At 54.5% G+C, this 19,993-nt stretch carries 22 protein-coding genes; 12 read left to right on the top strand and 10 right to left on the bottom strand.

The genetic code is table 11. From position 1 onward, the window contains the following. Nucleotides 1-226 precede the first annotated feature (226 nt). From BMY54_RS21880 to BMY54_RS21905, 5 genes are all read left to right on the top strand, one after another. A complete protein-coding gene (locus BMY54_RS21880; protein ID WP_093437214.1) occupies nt 227-1,768 on the top strand; it encodes a DUF2235 domain-containing protein in 1,542 nt (513 codons plus the stop codon). Then, complete coding sequence (locus BMY54_RS21885; protein ID WP_093437218.1) at nt 1,768-2,424, top strand: DUF2931 family protein; 657 nt, start codon at nt 1,768-1,770, stop codon at nt 2,422-2,424. Before BMY54_RS21880 ends, BMY54_RS21885 begins: the two co-directional genes overlap by 1 nt. 505 nt (nt 2,425-2,929) lie before the next feature. Beyond that, complete coding sequence (locus tag BMY54_RS21895; protein WP_093437227.1) at nt 2,930-3,586, top strand: DUF2931 family protein; 657 nt, start codon at nt 2,930-2,932, stop codon at nt 3,584-3,586. A 10-nt stretch (nt 3,587-3,596) separates the two neighbouring features. Beyond that, nucleotides 3,597-4,253, top strand: a complete 657-nt coding sequence (locus BMY54_RS21900; protein ID WP_093437231.1) for a DUF2931 family protein — start codon at nt 3,597-3,599, stop codon at nt 4,251-4,253. 10 nt (nt 4,254-4,263) lie between these two features. Next, on the top strand, nt 4,264-4,920 hold the full coding sequence (locus BMY54_RS21905) for a DUF2931 family protein (RefSeq protein ID WP_093437235.1): 657 nt from the start codon (nt 4,264-4,266) through the stop codon (nt 4,918-4,920). A 463-nt stretch (nt 4,921-5,383) separates the two neighbouring features. Here BMY54_RS21905 and BMY54_RS21910 read toward each other — a convergent pair whose 3' ends face one another. The 5 genes from BMY54_RS21910 to BMY54_RS21930 form a co-directional block, all read right to left on the bottom strand. After that, nucleotides 5,384-6,847, bottom strand: a complete 1,464-nt coding sequence (locus tag BMY54_RS21910; protein WP_175559646.1) for an ATP-dependent nuclease — start codon at nt 6,845-6,847, stop codon at nt 5,384-5,386. Beyond that, nucleotides 6,844-8,028, bottom strand: coding sequence for a DUF262 domain-containing protein (locus BMY54_RS21915; protein ID WP_093437242.1), 1,185 nt, complete (start codon nt 8,026-8,028; stop codon nt 6,844-6,846). Before BMY54_RS21915 ends, BMY54_RS21910 begins: the two co-directional genes overlap by 4 nt. Nucleotides 8,029-8,323: 295 nt before the next feature. Next, nucleotides 8,324-9,448 carry a DNA alkylation repair protein gene (locus tag BMY54_RS21920; RefSeq protein WP_093437246.1) on the bottom strand — a complete coding sequence of 375 codons (1,125 nt, stop codon included), beginning with the start codon at nt 9,446-9,448 and terminating at the stop codon, nt 8,324-8,326. 2 nt (nt 9,449-9,450) lie between these two features. Continuing rightward, a complete protein-coding gene (locus tag BMY54_RS21925) occupies nt 9,451-10,056 on the bottom strand; it encodes a glutathione S-transferase (protein ID WP_093437251.1) in 606 nt (201 codons plus the stop codon). Between the two features lie 61 nt (nt 10,057-10,117). Then, complete coding sequence (locus BMY54_RS21930; RefSeq protein ID WP_093437256.1) at nt 10,118-11,026, bottom strand: MurR/RpiR family transcriptional regulator; 909 nt, start codon at nt 11,024-11,026, stop codon at nt 10,118-10,120. 401 nt (nt 11,027-11,427) lie between these two features. Between BMY54_RS21930 and BMY54_RS21935 the strand changes: the two genes are divergently transcribed. The 3 genes from BMY54_RS21935 (at nt 11,428) to BMY54_RS21945 (ending at nt 13,979) form a co-directional block, all read left to right on the top strand. After that, nucleotides 11,428-11,832, top strand: a complete 405-nt coding sequence (locus BMY54_RS21935) for a TraR/DksA family transcriptional regulator (protein ID WP_003225981.1) — start codon at nt 11,428-11,430, stop codon at nt 11,830-11,832. 608 nt (nt 11,833-12,440) lie between these two features. Further along, nucleotides 12,441-13,664, top strand: coding sequence for a methyl-accepting chemotaxis protein (locus tag BMY54_RS21940; protein ID WP_371914458.1), 1,224 nt, complete (start codon nt 12,441-12,443; stop codon nt 13,662-13,664). 111 nt (nt 13,665-13,775) lie between these two features. Next, a complete protein-coding gene (locus BMY54_RS21945; protein WP_093437265.1) occupies nt 13,776-13,979 on the top strand; it encodes a hypothetical protein in 204 nt (67 codons plus the stop codon). A 6-nt stretch (nt 13,980-13,985) separates the two neighbouring features. Here the strand turns inward: BMY54_RS21945 and BMY54_RS21950 are convergent, their stop codons facing one another. The 3 genes from BMY54_RS21950 to BMY54_RS30275 all read right to left on the bottom strand — a co-directional run bounded on the left by BMY54_RS21950 (nt 13,986) and on the right by BMY54_RS30275 (nt 14,950). Then, nucleotides 13,986-14,222, bottom strand: coding sequence for a DUF2789 family protein (locus tag BMY54_RS21950; protein WP_093437270.1), 237 nt, complete (start codon nt 14,220-14,222; stop codon nt 13,986-13,988). A 50-nt stretch (nt 14,223-14,272) separates the two neighbouring features. Next, the gene (locus BMY54_RS21955) at nt 14,273-14,524 is read right to left on the bottom strand and encodes a hypothetical protein (RefSeq protein ID WP_093437274.1); all 252 of its coding nucleotides are present in this window, start codon (nt 14,522-14,524) and stop codon (nt 14,273-14,275) included. Between the two features lie 102 nt (nt 14,525-14,626). Beyond that, nucleotides 14,627-14,950: a hypothetical protein gene (locus tag BMY54_RS30275; protein ID WP_139213432.1), complete on the bottom strand. Its 324-nt coding sequence runs from the start codon at nt 14,948-14,950 to the stop codon at nt 14,627-14,629. Here BMY54_RS30275 and BMY54_RS21960 point away from each other — a divergent pair. The 3 genes from BMY54_RS21960 to BMY54_RS21970 all read left to right on the top strand — a co-directional run bounded on the left by BMY54_RS21960 (nt 14,945) and on the right by BMY54_RS21970 (nt 16,732). Beyond that, entirely contained in the window at nt 14,945-15,394 is a 450-nt protein-coding gene (locus BMY54_RS21960; RefSeq protein WP_175559647.1) for a hypothetical protein, read from the top strand. The two genes, BMY54_RS30275 and BMY54_RS21960, sit on opposite strands and share 6 nt — an antisense overlap. After that, nucleotides 15,391-15,588 carry a hypothetical protein gene (locus BMY54_RS21965; RefSeq protein WP_093437284.1) on the top strand — a complete coding sequence of 66 codons (198 nt, stop codon included), beginning with the start codon at nt 15,391-15,393 and terminating at the stop codon, nt 15,586-15,588. The genes BMY54_RS21960 and BMY54_RS21965 overlap by 4 nt, the downstream gene beginning before the upstream one ends. Nucleotides 15,589-15,715: 127 nt before the next feature. Continuing rightward, nucleotides 15,716-16,732 carry an ABC transporter substrate-binding protein gene (locus BMY54_RS21970; protein ID WP_093437288.1) on the top strand — a complete coding sequence of 339 codons (1,017 nt, stop codon included), beginning with the start codon at nt 15,716-15,718 and terminating at the stop codon, nt 16,730-16,732. A gap of 99 nt (nt 16,733-16,831) precedes the next feature. On the opposite strand, the gene BMY54_RS21975 is transcribed toward BMY54_RS21970, so the two are convergent. Continuing rightward, nucleotides 16,832-18,964: a TonB-dependent receptor gene (locus BMY54_RS21975; protein WP_093437293.1), complete on the bottom strand. Its 2,133-nt coding sequence runs from the start codon at nt 18,962-18,964 to the stop codon at nt 16,832-16,834. Between the two features lie 92 nt (nt 18,965-19,056). Then, nucleotides 19,057-19,446 carry a DUF2946 domain-containing protein gene (locus BMY54_RS21980; protein ID WP_016982997.1) on the bottom strand — a complete coding sequence of 130 codons (390 nt, stop codon included), beginning with the start codon at nt 19,444-19,446 and terminating at the stop codon, nt 19,057-19,059. 94 nt (nt 19,447-19,540) lie between these two features. On the opposite strand from BMY54_RS21980, the gene BMY54_RS21985 reads away from it, so the two are divergent. Further along, the gene (locus BMY54_RS21985) at nt 19,541-19,981 is read left to right on the top strand and encodes a DUF3995 domain-containing protein (protein ID WP_093437296.1); all 441 of its coding nucleotides are present in this window, start codon (nt 19,541-19,543) and stop codon (nt 19,979-19,981) included. The last annotated feature ends 12 nt before the right edge of the window (nt 19,982-19,993 follow it).

Raw genomic sequence — 19,993 nt, forward strand, 5'->3', positions numbered from 1 at the left:
CGCAAAACCGCACTGGGCATCGCCCAAGTCGTGATGCTCGGCGAAATCGCCGTCAACCAAGCGCTGGATAACGTCGAAATCGCCAGCTAACCCCCACCCCGACGAGGGGAAACCCTCGTCTAACCCCGCGGTCACACCCTGGCTGGCACACGGCCACGGCTTGCGCCCCCCAGCCTCGGCTGTCAACCTTCGGGCCGTTCTCAAGGATCAGAACCAGGAATCACGGATGAGTGGCTACGTACCCAACCCCCCGAAAAACTACCGCTACGAAGAAGCCAAACCCGTCGATATTCACGCCCAGCGTTGGGCGGAATATGAGAAACACGGGAAAGAACCTGCGCGCGAACCTGAGAAAATCGGGATCGCGTTGAGGATTGGGGTTTTCTTTGATGGCACTGGGAATAATGCGAACAACACGGCGGCTGGATTGCTGTGTGGGGCGCAGCATCCGATTGCGCCTCAGGATATTCCTGCTAGCTGTCAGCCTTACATGAGCGACCCTGATAGCAGTTACGGCAACGATGTCAGCAATGTGAAAAGGCTGAGCGACTTGTATGACGCCGTACCCGACGCAGTTGGAGAGGGGCCGCTGAAGCGAACCTCTCGCGTCGTCTATATCGAGGGCATTGGCACCCGCTCCGGAGAAGAAGACAGTAAATTCGGTTCTGGCACCGGACGCGGTGAAACAGGTGTTGCCGGTCGAGTCGAGTCCTCATTTCCTGTCATTCAACAAGCTATCAGCCGAGTCTTGATCGATAACCCTGGCAGTGAAATCGCTTCCTTGACGTTCGACACGTTTGGCTTCAGTCGTGGCGCCGCAGCGGCTCGACATTTTGCCAATGAGATCGTCCGCACCAGTCGTGGCCCGCTTGGCACCGTGCTGAGAAACCTGCCCAGAGCCTTCAGCCCTAAATTTAACGACCAGTATAAAGGTGACATCAACATGGGGTTTATCGGCTTGTTCGATACCGTCCCATCGATTGCGGGTTGGTCAAATCTGGGCAACATCAAAAGTGCTGTAGCGACCGGCGTTAAACTCTATCTTGATCGTCGTTTTTTTACCGATGTCGTCCAGTTGTCTGCCCGTGACGAATGCCGCGCCAACTTCGCACTCAGTCGCGTCAAAGCGGATCACTTGGAGATAACCTTGCCGGGTGTGCATTCGGATATCGGCGGAGGCTATCTGGAAGAGGCACAGGAATGTGTGCTTGTAAGTCCCATGCAAACACTGATCGTGCCTTTGAATACTGATGTCACGACTACCTCGATTTACCGTGATGCCGTCAATGCCAAGACCCAGTGGTTAGCCAAAGGTTGGCCTACGGAAATGCTTGAAATCGTAACGCCCGACGCAATGCTGATGCCGAACAGCCCGCAAGATCGACTCAGTCCCAATGTGAAGCGCGTGTACGCCGCTCTGCAGCTTAAACGCCCGGTGAGTGGCATGTTGTCGAGGGTCTACCTGCGAGTGATGCACCGTTTGGCAAAAGAAAAGGGCGCTCGATTCAACGACATTCCAGATACGCCTGATCTGGCCATTCCTGAAGAGCTGCAACCCCTGTGCGATAGGTTTTTGGCGGGGGACTACTGCGTCACCCCGCAGGAAGATGAATTGCTGAAATTGAAGTACATTCACACCTCAGCCAACTGGAACCATCCGCTTGGCCGAAAAGATGGCAGCGGGATCAACGCGGTTTACATCAACGCCCCCACGGAAGACTCAATCCGCGTGCAACATCCTCATGTACCTGACTGGACGCTTTGGTAATGAAAGTTCTTGTGACCCTGCTGTGCGCGCTATTCATGACTGCCTGTCAATCTGCTGATCCGTTGTCGGCGAAGAACGACCCCAAATCCGAATCTTGGGAGCTTGCGTTCACCGAGCCCTATTACATGAAAGTGTGGGTTGAGGACAGCGCCGTAGAAGACATCAACGGCAAGCTATTCAAGCGCACGGGGTCCGGAACAGCCGCAGGCGGGGAGCCTGAAGACGGAAAAGAATCTGCTCGGGGCTGGCACGCAGTAGGTGGTGCTGCAAAAGCAGTGATTGGCGCTGATCTTCCCAAGCGTATTTACGTGCGCTGGCAATCAATTGTCGAGCCACAGACATATCAGGTTTGGGTTGATGTGCCCGAAGAGGCGAGGAACCTGATGGTGAAGTCGGTGAATCAGCGGTGTCCGGAAGCTCCGGAACAGCAGGCTAGCTATAGCGCTTCTATCTATTTGGGGCTGGCTCCTAGAGGCGTAGTCCAGGTTTTTGTCAGAGACTCTTGCCACCGTCCTGTCAAGGTGGCAAGAGCTCAGGCGGAGATCGATCCGCTGGGGCCCAGTCAGGGGAAGAATCAAGGGCGCTACGCATATCCCATTAGCGAAAAGTCCAAACGTTACATCGAAAAGTACGGCATTCCGTACGGGAGTTGGTGAGTAGCGTTTTTTTGACCTCCAACCTCGCCTTGAATGAAGCGCTTCACGAGGCTGTTCTCGTACGCTATCTGAGTGTCGCATGGCGTTTGGTTGGCGCTAGTCGGATCACGGGAATTTATTTTGAGAATTGAAAAAACTACACGCTTCGATGATGTCGACCACGACGCGGGATATGAGTACCGTGGTTTCAACTACGTGATTCGGAATGAAATGGTTGAGTTTCACATCAGAACCTACGATGGTGACCTCGGTAAGGCAATGGTAGTACGTCCGACTTCCATGTATAAAAACTGCAACCTCAGAATGCTTGTTGATTTTTTACAATCCAAACTTGGTACATCCTCGATCTCCGTCTATAAGACGGAGGTGGGGGCCTATGAAGAGCTAGATCTCAACGAAGTGATGTTCAAAAAATAAATCTGTCTCGCTTTTTCTACATCAATGCACCCACGGAGGATGGCATTCGCGTACAGCATCCTCATGTAGCTGATTGGAAGCTTTGGTAATGAGAATACTTGTAGCTCTATTGAGCGCTTTGGCCTTCACAGGCTGTCACGCAACAAGCTCCAACTCAGGTGAAAACGATCCCAAATACCCGTGGTGGGAGCTGGCGTTCATCAAACCCTATTTCATGAACGCTTGGGTTGAAGACAGCTCCGTGGAGGATATTGAAGGTAAGACCTTTATGCGAGCCGGGGGAGGGAACGCCAGCGGTGCAGAGCCGAATGACGACAAAGAATCTGCGCGCGGTTGGATTGGTGTTGGAGGTACGGGCAAGCCGGTGATTGGTGCAGGACTACCTAAGCGGATTTTTGTCCGCTGGCAATCGATACCGGAGCAAAAAACTTACCGGGCATGGGTAGATATCCCTGAAGAAGCCAGGCAAGTGATGCTGACGTCTACCCATCAGCGCTGCCCGGAAACTCCCGAGAAAACCGCACGCTTCATGGCCTCCGTCTATTTGGGACTCGCCCCGGGTGGTGTGGTGCAAGTGTGGGTAAGAGATTTATGCCGGCGCCCAGTGAAAGTCGCTCGTGCCCAGGCTGAGTTGGAGCCGCTGGGACCCGAGTTGGGTAAGAATGGTGGTCAGTATGCTTATCCCGTGAGTGAGAAGGCGAAGCGGTATATCGACAGGTACGGCATTCCCTATGGGAGTTGGTAATTGTCGCCCAATGAAACAACTGATAACGATGCTTGGTGCTTTGTTAATTATCGGTTGCCAGTCAACTGATCCGCTTTCCACAAAAAATGATCCTAGGTCTCCATGGTGGGAACTCGCGTTCACCGAGCCTAATTACATGAAGGTTTGGGTAGAGGACACTGCAGTGGAAGACATCATGGGTGAGACGTTCTTGCGCACTGGTGGAGGATCCGCCTCAGGTGGCCAACCGGAAGACGGCACAGACTCTGCCCGTGGTTGGCATGGCGTGGGAAGCACAGGAAAAGCTGTTGTTGGTGCTGATCTTCCCAAACGGATCTATGTCCGTTGGCAATCCATTGCTGAACCGCAAACGTATAAGGTCTGGGTCGACATTCCAGAGGAAGCCAGACAACTCATGCTTGACTCCGTCAACCAGCGCTGCGCAAAAACACCTGAACAAAAGGGGCGTTATAACGCGTCTATCCACTTGGGCCTGGCGCCCGGTGGTGTCGTGCAAGTCTGGGTCAGAGACTCATGCCACCATCCTGTCAATGTCGCCAGAGCACAGGCGGAGATCGAACCGCTAGGGCCTAGTCAAGGCAAAAACCAAGGACGCTACGCGTATCCCGTCACCGAAAAGTCCAAGCGGTATATCGAGAAATTTGGCATCCCTTACGGGAGTTGGTAACCGTCCGCCAATGAAGCAAATCATATTAATGTTGAGTGTTTTACTGGTAGCTGGATGCCAGGCTACCGACCCACTTTCAGCCGAGAACGATCCGAGATCCGATTGGTGGGGACTGGCCTTCACTGAACCGGCTTACATGAAGGTTTGGGTAGAAGACAACACAGTTCTGGACATCAAAAACAGGACGTTTTTCAAGGCAGGCGGGAGAACCGCAGCCGGAGGTGAACCAGAAGATGGCACAGAGTCTGCCCGAGGTTGGGGTACTGTCAGTGGTTCCGGTATGCCGGTAATCGGTGCCGATCTTCCCAAACTCATCTTCGTCAGTTGGCAGTCCATATCAGAGCAGAAGACCTACAAGGGATTCATCGAAATCCCAGAATCAGCCAGGCAATTGATGGTGGACTCAACGCACCAACGTTGCCCAGAAACACCCGAAAAGGCCGCTCGATACATGGCGTCGCTGTACGTGGGGCTAGCGCCAGGAGGTGTATTACAAGCATGGGTCAGAGACTCATGCCATCGCCCGGTCCAAGTCGCTCATGCCCAAGGTGAACTTGAACCTCTCGGGCCAGAGCAGGGGAAGCACGGTGGGCGTTACGCCTATCCAGTGAGTGAAAAAGCCAAGAGGTATATCGACAAGTTCGGCATTCCGTATGGGAGTTGGTAGTCGCGGCAATTGAATAGTTGGGCGCTTTGCTAATGAAAATGCTTGTAACTTTGTGATCGTTTTGATCTTCCCCGGTTGTTAGGTCAAAAACTCCCACTCAGGAGAAAGCTATCCAGAATACTCTTGGTGAGAACCAGCGTTAGTCAGGTCCAATTTCATGAAAATGTGGGCTGTAGACAGATCCATCCACCGCATCAACGGTAAACCCTTTTGTGAGAGGAGAGAGGGCGCGGGTGCTTCAGAATCAAATGATGACACGGAGCCTGCGTGCGGTATGCGTCAACTCATCAGAGTTACCGCGAAACTCCCGAGCCTAAATGAAGTAGGCATATTGGCAAAAAGGGGGGGGCCACATTTTGGATCTATGCGGTCTAACCCCTATCACCCTTGATTTCAGTATTTTGTAATTTGTTGGTGATTGTTTTTTTTGGCAGTAACTCAATGGAAACTACCTTTGTCACTGCTATGCTCTGGAGTTAAGTAAAGTATGACTTGCATCCCTGATGAATAACTCTAACGCTTCAGTATTATCATCTATCCATATATCACATGCAGAAGAATAGATTCGATTGAAATCCATTCCTAGGACGCCGCCAACTAAATGAAAGTAATCATGGAAGTCAGACCCCGAGGCAGTAGCTTTGGCCTGGATAATCAGTGCTAGAGGTCTCATCAATTTTTTAGAAAGATCTGTCGATGATTTTGATTTAAAGTGTTTTGTCAGAAGTTCATCTGGAGCCTCGTTGCCAGGAAGAAAAAAATGCTTTCCACTTGTAGGTATGTTTAGTTTTTTTGTTCGGCAGTCGCCATCATATAAGCCAGCAAACAACCAACCCTTCTGAGCTGGAGCTAAACGTTTGATGTCTGTGGTTATTTCACTTTCAGAGCCGGAGTTGTGATAGTAGAAATTATCAATAGAGAATTGAGTGGATCTATTAAAAAGTGATTTGGCGAAAAGAATTCCTCCAATATCCTCCAAAAACAGCATTCCGAGTTTAGGCACTATCAAACCTAAGCTATCCATGTGACTCACCGTTCCACCTGAGACTGGATAACTGCAAATGCCGCCCTCAGTTCGTAGAACTAGGTGCATACTATTTGACGGCATACGACTCAGAATGTGCTCGGAGTGGGTAGATAATACCAAACTCACTCCCTGAGTGGCACACGTCATTGCAATCAAATTGGCCAAGCGCTTTTGACTAGCAGGCGGCAAAAAGCTCTCTGGTTCTTCAATCAATAAGATCTTCTGCCCCTCCATACGGTCCATATAGCTAACCAGCCACCAGAAATAAAATAGAGAAAGCTCTCCCATTCCCATAGAGGAGCTGTCATATTCGACCGTGTCTAATTGAACGCTGAAGTAAGGAAACGCAGGGTAGTCATCAAATTCCCCTTCAATCGTAGTGATAACTACCTTGGAGTATTCATTCCCCGTTAAGTAGTTTATGAGTTTTAATTCCTCCTCGTTCGCAGAGTTTTGTCCGTGCTGTTCGACTAGTTCGACGAAGTTTGATTGTTGTAACAGCATCTGTTGGAGTATTGGAATCAGCGTGCATGGGTCGAACATGAACGATGTCACATCGGCTTGATCCGAACCGTCGAGAGCCTGGTTGCCTCCTCTAGTAATGTTTTGTGTGCCTATCTGCAAATCTAGTTCTATTTGGGCTCTGCTAATTATGGGGGTTGAAAACGCAGTACGATTGCTTCCTTCAGCTATCATGCAATTATAAATTAATCGCATTAAATTGCTTTTTCCAACGCCATTCCTGCCTACGAAAATGTTAACTCCTCCAAAAAGACCAAGTTCCAGTTTTTCGAAGATTTCGTGGTTTAGTATTCTAAGCGAGGTCAGCTTTAGTGAGTAATTGCGATTCTTGAAGATTTTCCAATAGTCATCAATTCTAGCCTCCTTTAAGACGATCACAACGCATCTCCCCATCGTAGGTCGCGTGTTGCTTTGCTCAGGTTTGCTTCGCTAAAGCCATGATCGTTTCGTGAACTCAGATAGTGAAACTGAGCATGTAGCTCTAATAATGGAGTAGTGGTCTCAATGTCCTTTGGGTTGAACGATGCATACATTCCCCAAAGAATAGCGTCTCTTAATATCACGGAGCTTGTATCTGCAACGCGAGAACTTGCTCGATCTTGATAGATTTGCATAACTTTCATCAGGAAAGAATGTGTGATGCCACTTGGTATTGAATCCTTCCTAATGACGTCTTCATGGTTTTCTCGCAAGTATTCGAAGCGCCCATAAAAATCTAATATAGTATTTAAATCTAGCTCTTCTTGTAGTGCGCGATAGATAAATATTAGCCAGGAGGAGATTGTTGCTTTGTTCAGTTTGCTGGCACTTTTTCTATTCGTGAGGCAATCATGTAGAATTTCTAAGCAATCCATGGCGGCTCTGATCAATATGTCAGAGAAGCCAGTAGATTCTCTGTACCTACTGGTGACAGTGTTTGCCGTTATTTTTTTTGTAAGTGTTCCGCTTTCTAGTGTTAGTAAGAATTTTGCAAGTATATCGTCATAGGCCATTCGTGAGTTTGAAAACCCCATGAGTTCTCGGCTGAATCCTATTTCCTCCATGAACTCTGTTAGTTTCTTGATTTGCTGTCTTGCTTCGCCAAAGTAGGCGTTTCTTTGCTCTGCAGAAGTTAGATTTGTAGGTTGGTTTAGTCGATAAAAAAGCTCGCCTGGTTCTCTAGGTTTGTAATCGGAGATGGTCAGTACTCGTATTGTAAAATCTTCAAATTTTCCCTGTATTTCTTCACTCAGGTCGTCCCAAAATAGCCCATCTAATTCATATATGGACTTCTCTAAGGGTTCTTGCTCGCCATTTATAGGAAAACCATTTTGCATGAAGTCCCTGATCGCGGCTAGGCGCTGCTGACCATCAAGTACTTCTTGGCGTTCGCTATTGGGAACTTGAATTACATGGATAGGAGGAATGTGCCAGCCTCTCAGCACACTATCCACTAATCTTTGCTTTTTTCCTTTTCCCCACACTTCACCCCTTTGGAAATTTGGCTGGAGATCAAGACGGTCGGTTCGTATCTTTCGATATAGAGTCGCAATATCTGGGTCAGACGGAGTCAAGTGCATATGTCAATCCTTTGCTAAATTTCAGCAACATTATCAAATTCTTAAAAAAAGCAAAAGGCCATTATTGCGTGTGCATAGCAGGGCTGCCTAGGTCGTCTCAATCACGATGGAGGCCTAATCCTTTGGATCGAAAGTATTCATAGAGTCCAGTGCTCTCCTCTAAAAGACCCTTACGATGAGTGATCAGCATTAGACGATTTTAGAAGCGATTGGGTTAGATGGTTTTAGTTGACATCTGATCATTTGTCTGAAAAATCCTGCTTGCAAGCTGGTTTTTGGCATTTACAAAAATATTTCAGTGCGAATTTGGCTCAAACTCTATGAAAATATTGAATGCGGTACTAGCTAAAACCCCGCCATTAACGATCATCCGAACCTCATGCCGTCCACCATGATGCTTCCGCGTCGTATAGTTTTTAATCACCTGCCGCCTCCCCACAACCACACTCTCAAACCCCGCCAACACCACCGTTTTCAACTTAAAAACCTTCCCCGAAACCCCGCCATTCGCCTTCACATAGTCAATCGCATAATCAATCACCAACCGCTGCTCATGCGCCACCGTCGACTTCACCACAAACGACAAAGTAATCGCTTCCCCCAACCTAACCACCGCCGGCTCAACCCGCACATCCAACAATTCAACTTCAGCCTTCGCCCCCGCACCAATCACCGTCAGCGCCCTTAAATCCCCCTGCTTGATCAAACTCCGCAACGCATGCTTCGCAATCCAGGCCGTGTGCTTGTTCTCCAACGACCAACCTTCAATCGTCTCCAACACCCACTCCGGATGCACCTTCGTCACATCATTCAAATGATTCGCCACGGACTTGCGCACGTACAAACTCTCATCCGCCTTCAACCGATCCAGTATCCCCGCTGCCAACTGCGGATCCGCCTGCACCGCGTCCAACCGAAACGACCAAGGCAGGCGAGGGCGGCTGCCTTCGCTGGCTAACCGTCGAACGTGGTGGTTTTCGTCTCGGGTCCAGTCGTGCATCCGTTCCAGCGAGCGCTCCAGGTCGCTGCGCAAAAAGTGGCGGATGGCGAATTCGGAGGAGCCGAAGGTGGTGAAGTACTTCAGGGCGTCCATGGAGGTGTCGAACGCATGTCCGCCGTAGCTGGCGACGTAATGCGGCAAACACATGCTGACGAATCCGCTGTTCAGTCTTGGCGCGAGTTCACGCAATACATCGAGGGAATCTTGGTAATCCAGCGGCAACACGGCGTGCAGGCTTTCGCTGACACGGGCCATGCGTTGCATCACTGATAATTCGGCGAGTCCGTCCTGAGCGTGTTTGAGAAACGCCTTGGCCTTGAACGCCGGGTACACGGCGCTCATTTCGCGGGCGATGTGCTGCAAGCGCTCGGCGTTGAAGATTTCCTTTAACGCCGGGGCGGCGGTTTCGGTGGTGCTCATGGTCAGGTCATCGGGGTGCTGACGAACGCTTCGAGGGTTTCGGCGTAGGCGGTGTATTGGGCGATGTGGGGGTGGCGGCGGGTGTCGATCTGGTCGGGGACGACGAGGCCGGTGAAGCTCCAGGCGACGGCGAGGCTGATGCCGGCCTGGGTGAGGGTGCCGTCGGTGGGCAGGCCGGTTTTTTCCAGTTCGTGTTCGAGGGCGGTGAACGCGGCAGCGAGTTGGCCTTCGACGCGTTCGACCCACGGCTGGTATTGAATGTCGGCCGGGCGCAGGTTGCGTTCGTAATATAGCTGCACGGCTTTTTCGCAGGCGGCGAGGCTGAGGCCGATCAGGCGCAGGGCGTGGGCGCGTTGTTTCAGGTCGGTTGGCAGCAGGCTTTTGCCGGAACTGGCTTCGAGGTAGTCGAGGATGAGGGTCGAGTCCATCAGGACCACACCGTCGTCGAGGATCAGCGTGGGGGCTTTGACCACCGGGTTGATCTGCTGGAATTGCTCGAAGTGGCGGAACACCGAGACTGACTCGTGTTCGAGGTCGATGCCAAGGCGTTTGGCGGAGATCGCCACGCGGCGCACGTAAGGGGAGTCCAGCATGCCGATCAGTTTCATGACGCGTTCCTTCAAGTCAAACCGGTGGGAAGGCATAACCTAGCCGACGCTGAGGCAATTGTCAGTCGTCGAAGCCGGGTTGTTCGTGAATCTCATCAACATTCAGTTCCAGCCGATAAGCCACCGCCACAAACAACGCCTGACACAAACACAACGTCGCACTCAACGAACGAAAGGCGAGGGCGCTGCCTTCGTTGACCAGCAATACGCTGTGGGCGAGTTTCGCCAGCGGCGAGAGCTGGCTGTCGGTGAGGATCAGGGTGTTGGCCTGTTGCTGGCGGGCGAAGCGCAGGCAATGTTGGGTTTCCTTGGCGTAGGGCACGAAGCTGATGGCGATGACCAGATCGTTCGCGCGCACGCTGCGCATCTGCTCTCGATAACTGCCGCCGAGCCCGGACACCAGATGAATTTTTTTCTGAGTGTGTTGCAAGTTGTAAACGAGGTAGTCGGCGACGGCGAAGGAGCGGCGCACGCCGACGACATAAATGTTGTCGGCGTTGACGATCAGGTCGACGGCTTTTTCGAACGCGGCGTCGTCGAGTTCGCGGCCCAGGCGTTCGATGCCGGAGCGGGTGGCGTCGATGCATTCGCGGGCGAGGTCGCCGGCGCTGGCTTGCTGCGACTGGTCGGCGATCATGCTGCGGATGCGTTGCTGGTAGTTTTGCACCGGCGAGGCTTTGTGCGTGTAGGCGCTGCGGAACAGCGCCTGCATTTCGCTGAAGCCGCTGAAACCGAAGCGTTGCGAGAAGCGCACGATGGCGGACGGGTGCACTTCGCACTCGCGGGCGATGTCGCTGATGCGGTCGACCATGATCCGGTCGCTCTGTTGGCTGATGTAGCTGGCGATGCGTTTGAGCTGGCGCGGCAGGGCGTCGTATTCGTCGGTGATCAGTTGCAGCAGGCGCTCGGCATTGATCGGGGGGCTGACGAGTGAGACCTCGTCGGTGGCCGGCAGATCGGGGCGGGGCATAGGTCATCCTTCAGGCTGATTGATCACACGGTGGGCCTGATATTAGGGGGGCTTTTGCGGTTCTGCTTTGCTGAAACGATGCAGTGCGTGGTAAAAAACTGCGTCTGGGCGCTGCGTGGTTAGCCGTTTGTCTTCTATATACAGCCGCTCGACTGAATTTCTTGCTATAAACGCACTCCGATGGCCGTGTGAACCCTGTGTCAGAGCAGTTTCCGGGCGTTGTCGGACAAATTCCCTGTATTTACAGTTGCTGAGGCCTCGATCGGGCCTTAGACTGCCGCCCCTCGTAAATTGAGTGCCGGGTGGCATTTGCAATAAACGATGCCTTTTCGCCGACCGCACGCGGTTCGCCGAAACGCTCCCTAATTCGCCTTAATGCACGTTTTTTTATAGAGATATCAATGACAAAGGACAAGTTGCTGGCCATGCCGGCAGATGACTACATGAATGCAGAGCAGCACGCTTTCTTCACTGAGCTGCTGCAGAACATGAAAGTCGAAACCCACGAGCGCATTGAGCAAAACCGTATCGCCATCGAAAGCCTGGACACCCCGGCTGACCCGGCGGACGCGGCTTCGGTTGAAGAAGAGCGCACTTGGCTGGTGAACGCGATCGATCGCGACCAGCGCATGCTGCCGCAACTGGAACAAGCCCTTGAGCGCATCAAGGAAGACAGCTTTGGCTGGTGCGACGACAGCGGCGAGGCCATTGGCCTGAAGCGCCTGCTGATCAGCCCGACCACCAAGTACTGCATCGAAGCTCAAGAGCGTCACGAGCAGATCGACAAGCACCAGCGTCAGGCCTGATTCTGTGGGGTGACCCTTTCAACAGGGCACCTTGAAAAGATCGCAGCCTTCGGCAGCTCCTACATGGGCGTTGCTGAAGGCTGCGATCTTTGTTTTTGCTCGTCTGCAATAAGCCCGCGCCGTTCCATTGACCTGCCACAGACCCCACGACTAACGGACCATGGATAATGGCGTTGTAGTGGCGTTTAATGCAGTCACAATAATGAGAACAAGCGTGGGGTGTTGATATGACGAGAGACGGATCTCTGGTTGGGGCTTTGCCTGCACCAGTGCTTTTGCCGAAAAACCGCTGGATCGCGCCGACCCTGCAAAGCATCGCCCTGATGCTGTTGCTGGCCGGCATGACGCTGGGTGGATGGTCGCTGTACATTGGCATGCCGCTAGCGGTGCTGATTGTCTGGCTACCGCGCTTGCGTTCCCGCGCCATCCCCGATGCCCAGCCTGCCGACACGGGCAGCGCCATGTCCGAACTGACCCGCGACCTTTCCTACACCACCAGCCATAACGCCTTGTCGGCGGCCGGCGTGGCGTTTTCGGTGAAGGAACTGGCGAGCAAACTCGAATCGCAACTCGATGCGGCGGCGCGGATCGTCAGCAACGCCGAGGTGATGATCGCGACTGAACACGCCACTTCACAACTCAGCCGTGCCGCGCTTGAGGCGGCCAGTCAGGCGCATCACAGCAGCGCGGCGGGGCGCACGGAACTGGTGGATTCGATCGCGCGCATGCATCAACTCAGTCAGCGCGCCAATGCCAGCCGTGAGTTGATCGAAGCCTTGAGCCTGCGCAGTGACGATATTCAGCGCGTGACCCTGGTAATTCAGTCGATTGCTAGTCAAACCAATCTGCTCGCATTGAACGCGGCGATCGAGGCAGCGCGAGCCGGTGAGCATGGGCGCGGTTTTGCCGTGGTCGCGGATGAAGTGCGTGGATTGGCGGCGCGCACGGCGTCGGCCACCGGTGAAGTGGGTGAGATGGTCGCCGACATTCAGCAACGCACGGCGCAGGTGGTGGAGCAGATTCGCGAGTTGTCGAGTGATCTGCAGACCGGTGTCGAGCAGGTCGAACACACCGGCCAGCATCTGCAGAACATCGCGCGACTGGCTGCGGGGGTGGAAAGCCAGGTCGGTGAAATCGCTCAGGGTGCGGAAACCAATCGCGAGCAACTCGACAGCCTGTTCAAGGCCATCGAGCAGATGCGCAGCGATCTGGCGATCAGCGATCAACAGACTCGCCGTCTCGCTGAAGCGGCGGTGCAAATGGAAGGGCAGGCGGAAACCATCAGCGAGCGGCTGGCCGAAGTCGGTCTGGATGACTATCACCAGCGCATCTACGATCTGGCCCGCGAAGGGGCGAGCCAGATTGCCGCGCGGTTCGAGGCGGATGTCGAACAAGGAAAGATTAGCCTGGAGGATCTGTTTGATCGCCAGTATCAACCGATCCCGAATACCCAACCGGCGAAGTTTCAGACCCGTTTCGACCGTTACACCGATCAGGTGCTGCCGGCGATTCAGGAGCCATTGTTGCCGCGTCACGAGGGGTTGGTGTTCGCCATTGCCTGCACGCAGCAAGGTTATGTGCCAACGCACAATCAGCAGTTCAGTCAGCCGTTGACTGGCGATGCGCAGGTCGATGCGGTGAACAATCGCACCAAACGCAAGTTCGCGGATCGCACCGGTATTCGCTGCGGCAGCCATCAGCAACCGGTGCTGTTGCAGACTTACACCCGCGACACCGGTGAACTGATGCATGACCTGTCGGTGCCGATCACGATCAAGGGGCGGCACTGGGGTGGATTGCGTTTGGGCTATAAGCCGGAGAAACCGCGCTGAGGGATTGTTACTTGCGGTGCAATGAATCTGTGCACGGAGCTTGCTGTTTCCGCTCGAAAGAAACCATTAATCTGCCCGCTTAGTTAGGTTGCTAATGATTTCGGGGGCTGCATGCAGTGCAGAGTTGATGTTGCCGTGATGATCGGCAGTGGCGTACCGGCCGGTTTGCGCGCAATGGGGCAGAGCGTGTGCTGGGTGGTTTTGCTCAATGGCGAGCGTCGCGGCACCGCGTTTGCCAGTCGCAACGAGGCCGAGGAGTGCAAGGCTGCGTGGCTCGCGCAATTGCAAGCCGAGTGTGGTGACAGCCTGCACTGAGTTCGGTTACTTGCCGTCGTGAAGGCGTACGTTCAGCTCGTCGAAGACGATTGCCCTGTCATCGTCTTTGCTGATCCACTCTTGCAGCGTTTGCCTTTGAGAGTCCGACCAGAAATGGGCATCGACCAGTTTGGTGTCAGCGTCGAGAGGATGCGCGTCGATGAAATCGTCGATCTCCGGTCCTTCTGAAGGAAGACCTAACTGATCGAACAGAGTTTTCAAGTTATAACCTTCCAGATCCATCGTGTTCTCCTTTTTGATTTGCGCCGGGATGGCACAATCGGTCGCTCTCTTTATCTGAGGCAGCCATTCGCCAGGAGTTCGATCTTTGACTCAAGTGAGCGGGCGAGGGCGCAGGCTTCGTTGTGATCTTCACGGAAACCTCTTACGCGCCCGGTCGATGTTTCCTTTATATGGAAGAAGGCGTTGCCGGCGGGTACCACTTGGAAACGCGGGTAATCGTCGTTGATCGTGGTGGCACTTAGTATCAGCGGCGATTCGATCCGGGCGTCAACGGTCATGGCAAAGTGAGTCCGAGTGCACATATGAAGTCCTTTTCATCAGTTGGCCGGTATTTACCGGCCGTTTCGGGTAGTCGGAATGAGCATCGCTGCTCTAGAATCGCCAGTACCTGTTGACGACAGGGCTTATCTAAAGCAATTTTTCGCCAGCGATATGTCGGAGAAGTGCTTTTTTTCGTGAGAATTTTCCCTAAAGTTCGTAGTCAGACTGCTCTTGCCGACGCTGAGGATTTTTCCTTCAGGTTTTGGCGACATCGGGATGAGTTTCCCGAGTGACAATCCAGTAGTCTTACCAACCTCGCGTTGAATGAGCACTCTGCTCGATTCGGGCTTTATTGATTTGTTTGCAGTGACATCGGCCTGGCCGTTTTTTTGCCGTGCGCGTTTTCCGTGTGCGGTTTTTTCAGATGTGGGGATGTTTCTTTGGCAGTCAGTAATCTCGATATGCATGCTTTGTTCGTGTTGGGTGATTTGCGTGCAAAGCTGGTCAAGCTGTTCCAGTCGCGTTTTGTTTACATCACCGAGCAGAACGCCGAAGGCATTTACGTGGCCGAGATCGACACCGAAAGTGCCTTGGTGGTCGATGACAAACCGGGGCTCAAGCTCAAGGTCGGCGATCATTTCAGTGCATCGGTCTTGCCCAGCCGCGAAGGCGGCAAGATGGATCTGCGTTTTCGCGAAATCAAACTCACGGTCTATGGACTGGGCGATTACGCTTTCGTCGATACCGCTGACGGGCACGCCATCCTGTTCAAGGAAGGCCATAGCGTGGTGACCGTGTTCGCCGCCCATGAGCAATTGCAGGAAGGCCTGACCAAGACGCTGAAAGCCGTTACGGCCAAAGCCGCCAAGTGGCGCAAGGGCGAACTGGTGACGTTCAAGGCCAGCGAGTGAGCCGCGCGGATTTCCATTCGCAGAACCTCGACACTGCACGCGAGGAAGCCCAGCGGTTGTTCGCCGCCAAGGCGCAACTGCAAGGTGCCTGGCTGAATTGGCTGGCTGCGCAGATCTATCAGTTGCGCCCCGCGGAATACGCCAGCATGGTCAGACGCGAGCTGCAAAGCCTGCAGGAAAAGTCTGATTCATAACCTCGTCCGCAGCATGGCCCGGAAAAAGCAGGAACCTCGGCTACAGTCAGTTGACTGAGTATTCAGAGGCTTGCGGTCTTCTGTCAGGCCATCCTGCCATTGCTGTGAACAGCACGAGGTGCAATGCATGAACGGATTTCGACGGTTATTGGCCGCCAGCGTGGCCACGTTTGGTTTGCTGACATCAGCGCCATCGGTGCTGGCCGCGCAGGCGCCGATCCATTTTGCCGACCTGAACTGGGAAAGCGGCAGCCTGATTACCGATGTTCTGCGGGTCATCGTCGAGAAGGGCTACGGCTTGCCGACCGACACGTTGCCTGGCACCACCATCACGCTGGAAACCGCACTGGCCAACAATGACATTCAGGTCATTGGCGAGGAGTGGGCCGGTCGCAGTCCGGTGTGGGTTAAGGCTGAGGCCGAAGGAAAAGTCGTCAGCCTCGGTGACACGGTCAAGGGCGCCACCGAAGGCTGGTGGGTGCCGGAGTACGTGATCAAGGGCGACCCGGCCAAAGGCATCAAGCCGCTGGCGCCGGATCTGCGCAGCGTCAGTGATCTGAAAAAGTACAAGGACGTGTTCAAGGACCCGGAAACCCCGAGCAAGGGTCGGTTCCTCAATAGCCCGATCGGCTGGACGTCGGAAGTGGTCAACAAGCAGAAGCTGACGGCTTATGGTCTGCAGGACGATTACACCAATTTCCGCAGTGGCTCCGGTGCGGCACTGGACGCTGAGATCAGTTCTTCGATTCGTCGCGGTAAGCCGGTGCTGTTTTACTACTGGTCACCGACTCCGCTGCTGGGCAAATTCAAACTGGTGCAACTGGAAGAGCCGCCGTTTGATGCCGAGGCGTGGAAGACGCTGACCGATGCCGATAATCCCAATCCGAAACCGACCCGGTCGCTGGCTTCGAAGCTATCGATTGGTGTGTCTACGCCGTTCCAGAAGCAATATCCGCAAATTGCCGAATTCTTCAGCAAAGTGGACTTTCCGATCGAGCCGTTGAACAAGGCGTTGGCCGAGATGAGCGAGAAGCACACGGCGCCGCGTGATGCGGCGGTGGCCTTCATGAAGGCCCACCCGGATGTGTGGCAGGCCTGGTTGCCGAAGGATGTGGCGGAGAAGGTTTCGGCTGATCTTAAATAGAGGCCGTAGCGGCCGGCCTCTTCGCGAGCAAGCTCGCTCCCACATTGGTTTTGTGAACGACACATATCCACTGTGGGAGCGAGCTTGCTCGCGAAGTTTTTAGAACTTGGTAGCCACCGCCAATTCGAAGGTACGCGGTGTTCCGAGGTAATACGCCGGCGAAACATGCGCAAACTCGGCATACACCTCATTGGTCAGGTTACGCACGCGCCCGGTGACGGTGGTATGCGAATCAACCTTGTAGCTGAGAAAGCTGCCGAACAATGTGTACGACGGCACGGTCATGGTATTCGCAGTATCGGCATACACCGACGCCACATATCGTGCATCCACCCCACCTTGCCATTGCGGCGAAAAATCATAAGTCAGCCACAGATTGCCAACCCGATCCGGCACGTTGGTCGGCGTGTTGCCCTTGCGTGATACCACCACGCCGGCGGCATTCTTTTCGGTGAAATCATCGTATTGCGCATCGACCCAAGCGAAGTTGCCTTCAGCCAACAGCTTGTCGGTGATCCGAAACGAGCTGGCGATCTCTAAACCTTTCGACGTCTGCTGACCGACCGGAATACTGCTGGTCGGGTCCAGCGGATCGGTCACGGCGAAGTCCTTTCGCTCAATGGTGTAGGCCGCAATCGTCGCCGAGCCGCGCCCGTTCAGATAATCAAATTTGCTGCCAATCTCCCATTGTTTGCCGGTGGAAACGTCGAAGTCCTGCGTGCCGTTCGGTTGCTCGGCGGCGGTGCTGTATTGCACGTAGACGTTGGCCGACGGAATGAATTGGTAAGTCAGGCCGGCGCGGCCGGTGACTGGTTCCCAACTGCGCTTGAGGTGTTTCGGGTTGGTGGCGGTTACCGTGCGATGGTTGGTCACATCGAGGTCAATGTCGTCATAGCGCAGGCCGGTGAGCAGCGACAGTTTGTCGGTCAACGCTAAACGGTTTTCCACGAACAATGCTTTGGTGGTGACCTCGTTGGTTTTCTCGCTGATCAGCTTGGGGTTGGTGCCCGGGATGTCGTAAAAATGCCCCGGACGGTAGTTGTTCGGGTCAACCGAGCTAGCGCCTTTGACGTTCAGCGGCGAGTTGGTGGTCTGGTTGACCTTGTATTCGAAGCCCCCCGACCACGTCGTATCGAGACCGAACAGCGTGTTGTCATGGCGCAACTCGAACTGGTTGCCGTTCTGCTCGCCTTGATGACGCACCTGATACGCTGTGGAGCGATTCACCGCGGTGTTGTCGGCGTTGTACTGGTAGGTTTCGAGGTTGCGGTAATCGCGTTGGCTGTCGAGGTGGTACAGCGTATTGCGCAGGGTGGTGCTGTCGTTGATCCGGTAGTCGATGATCGAACGGACCCAGATCGTCCGCTGCTCGTAGCGACCGTCCTCGACGTTGTAGTTATTGAAGCGGTTGTGTTTATCGATCTTCAACTCGCCGGCCTTGGGATTGAGCACGGGCGTGCCCCAGTACGGACTGTCTTCGTGTTCATCCTGATATTCCAGGGCCAACGTGTGCGACAGGTCGGGTGTGAGATCGCTGAGCAGCGAGAACGCCACGCTCCAGGCATCGCGCTCCTGGCGGTCGATGTAGCCGTTGCTGGTGTTGTGACTGACGTCGAGGCGCGCGTAGTGCTGCACGTCGGCGCTCGGGTCGGTGAGGGCGTGGTTGAGGCCGAAAGCGGTTTCGCTGGTGTCGTAGGTGCCGTAGCTGACCCGGCCTTCAACCGCTTGTTCATCACGGGTGGCGAGTTTGGTCACGTAGTTCAGCGATCCCCCCACCGAGCCTGCGCCGTTGATCAGCGACGACGGGCCGCCGACCAGTTCCACACGATCATAGATCCATGAATCGACGGGCCGCGCGAGTCCGCCGGAGACGTTGATGCCGTTGAACATCTGGGTGATCTGGCTGCTGGTGAAGCCACGATAGGAGACGAAGCCGCCGAACCCCGGCGGTGCGCTGGCGTTGACCCCAGGCAAGGTGTTGGCGGCGTCCTGGAAGTTCTGCGCGCCATGGCGTTCGATGTCATTGCGATTGGCGATGGCCACCGAGGCCGGCGTGTCGCGCACGCTCAAACCCAGTCGCGACGCCATGCCGCTGGATTGGTCGAGGCTCAGACCCGGTTCTGCGCCGGACTCGCCATCGATGGTGATCGGCGCCAGATCCACGGTGGATTGCGCCCAGACGTTAACGGACAGGCAGCCGCACAGGCTCGCCAGCAGAGTGAGTTGTTTCATCATTGAATCCTGAATGCTTGTCTAGGAGTCAGCGCACAGGCAAACGCCGCGCGTTGGCGCAGTGGGCTGACAAATCAAAAAGGCAGAGACACTCAGGCGAGCGGTGGGGCGCGAGGATTGGCCGACGGCCAGGTGAAGCGGGCAGGGAGGTCGGCGCTGACGATGGGCGCCAGTGGTGGGCTGTGTTGTTCGGGCAGGATCGCTAGCGTCAGGCTGGAGTTGAACGCCGGGCCCATGCCGCCGCCGACCGAGCACAGCGGGCAGCCAAATGCCTTGGACAGGGTCGGCAGTTGTTCTTCAGTGGGGTTGCTGGCGAGCGGCGCTTGAGTGGCCGGGTCGACTGTACAGAACTGGCCGCCGATACCGTTCAGCTGCATGCCAACCATTTGTCCGTGACCGATGCTGCAGGCGAACACGTTGAACAGGACGCAGCAATAAAGCATCCAGGCCAGTAGTGAGCGATCGGAACGGGAGAATTTCATGGGGCGGCACTTTACCGTACCGCTGATCGGTCGTGCACTTGGAAAAAATGCGACTAGGCTGATTTGTTCAAATCCCTTTCCAAGGATTTCAACCATGACCTTTGTGTTGGCTCAATGGCTGGTGACAACGTTTGCGGTGATCGCCTTGATGCACGTGTATTGGGCGCTGGGTGGGCAGTGGGCGGCAGCGGTGGTGGTGCCGCAGGTGCCGGTGCGCGGATTTGTCGCAACGGTACGGCCGGCGTTCAAGCCGTCAGGCTGGCTCACGTTGATTGTGGCGGCGGCATTGTTGGTGATTGCGGCGTTGGTGTGTATGCGGGTTGGCTGGGGAGTGCCGGCGGTGACACACAAAGCGCTGCAATGGGTGATCAGCGCGATTGCGCTGTTGATGTTTGCCCGGGCGATCGGTGATTCGAATCTGGTCGGATTCTTCAAGGACGTGAAGGATTCGCGGTTTGCGCGACTGGACACCTGGGTGTATTCGCCGTTGTGTGCGGTGTTGGGGGCGGGGTTGTTGGCGGTGGCTTGGGTTTGAAATTGATCTGAA

It is taken from the genome of Pseudomonas sp. ok266 (assembly GCF_900110195.1).
In the GTDB taxonomy this organism is placed as follows: domain Bacteria; phylum Pseudomonadota; class Gammaproteobacteria; order Pseudomonadales; family Pseudomonadaceae; genus Aquipseudomonas; species Aquipseudomonas neuropathica.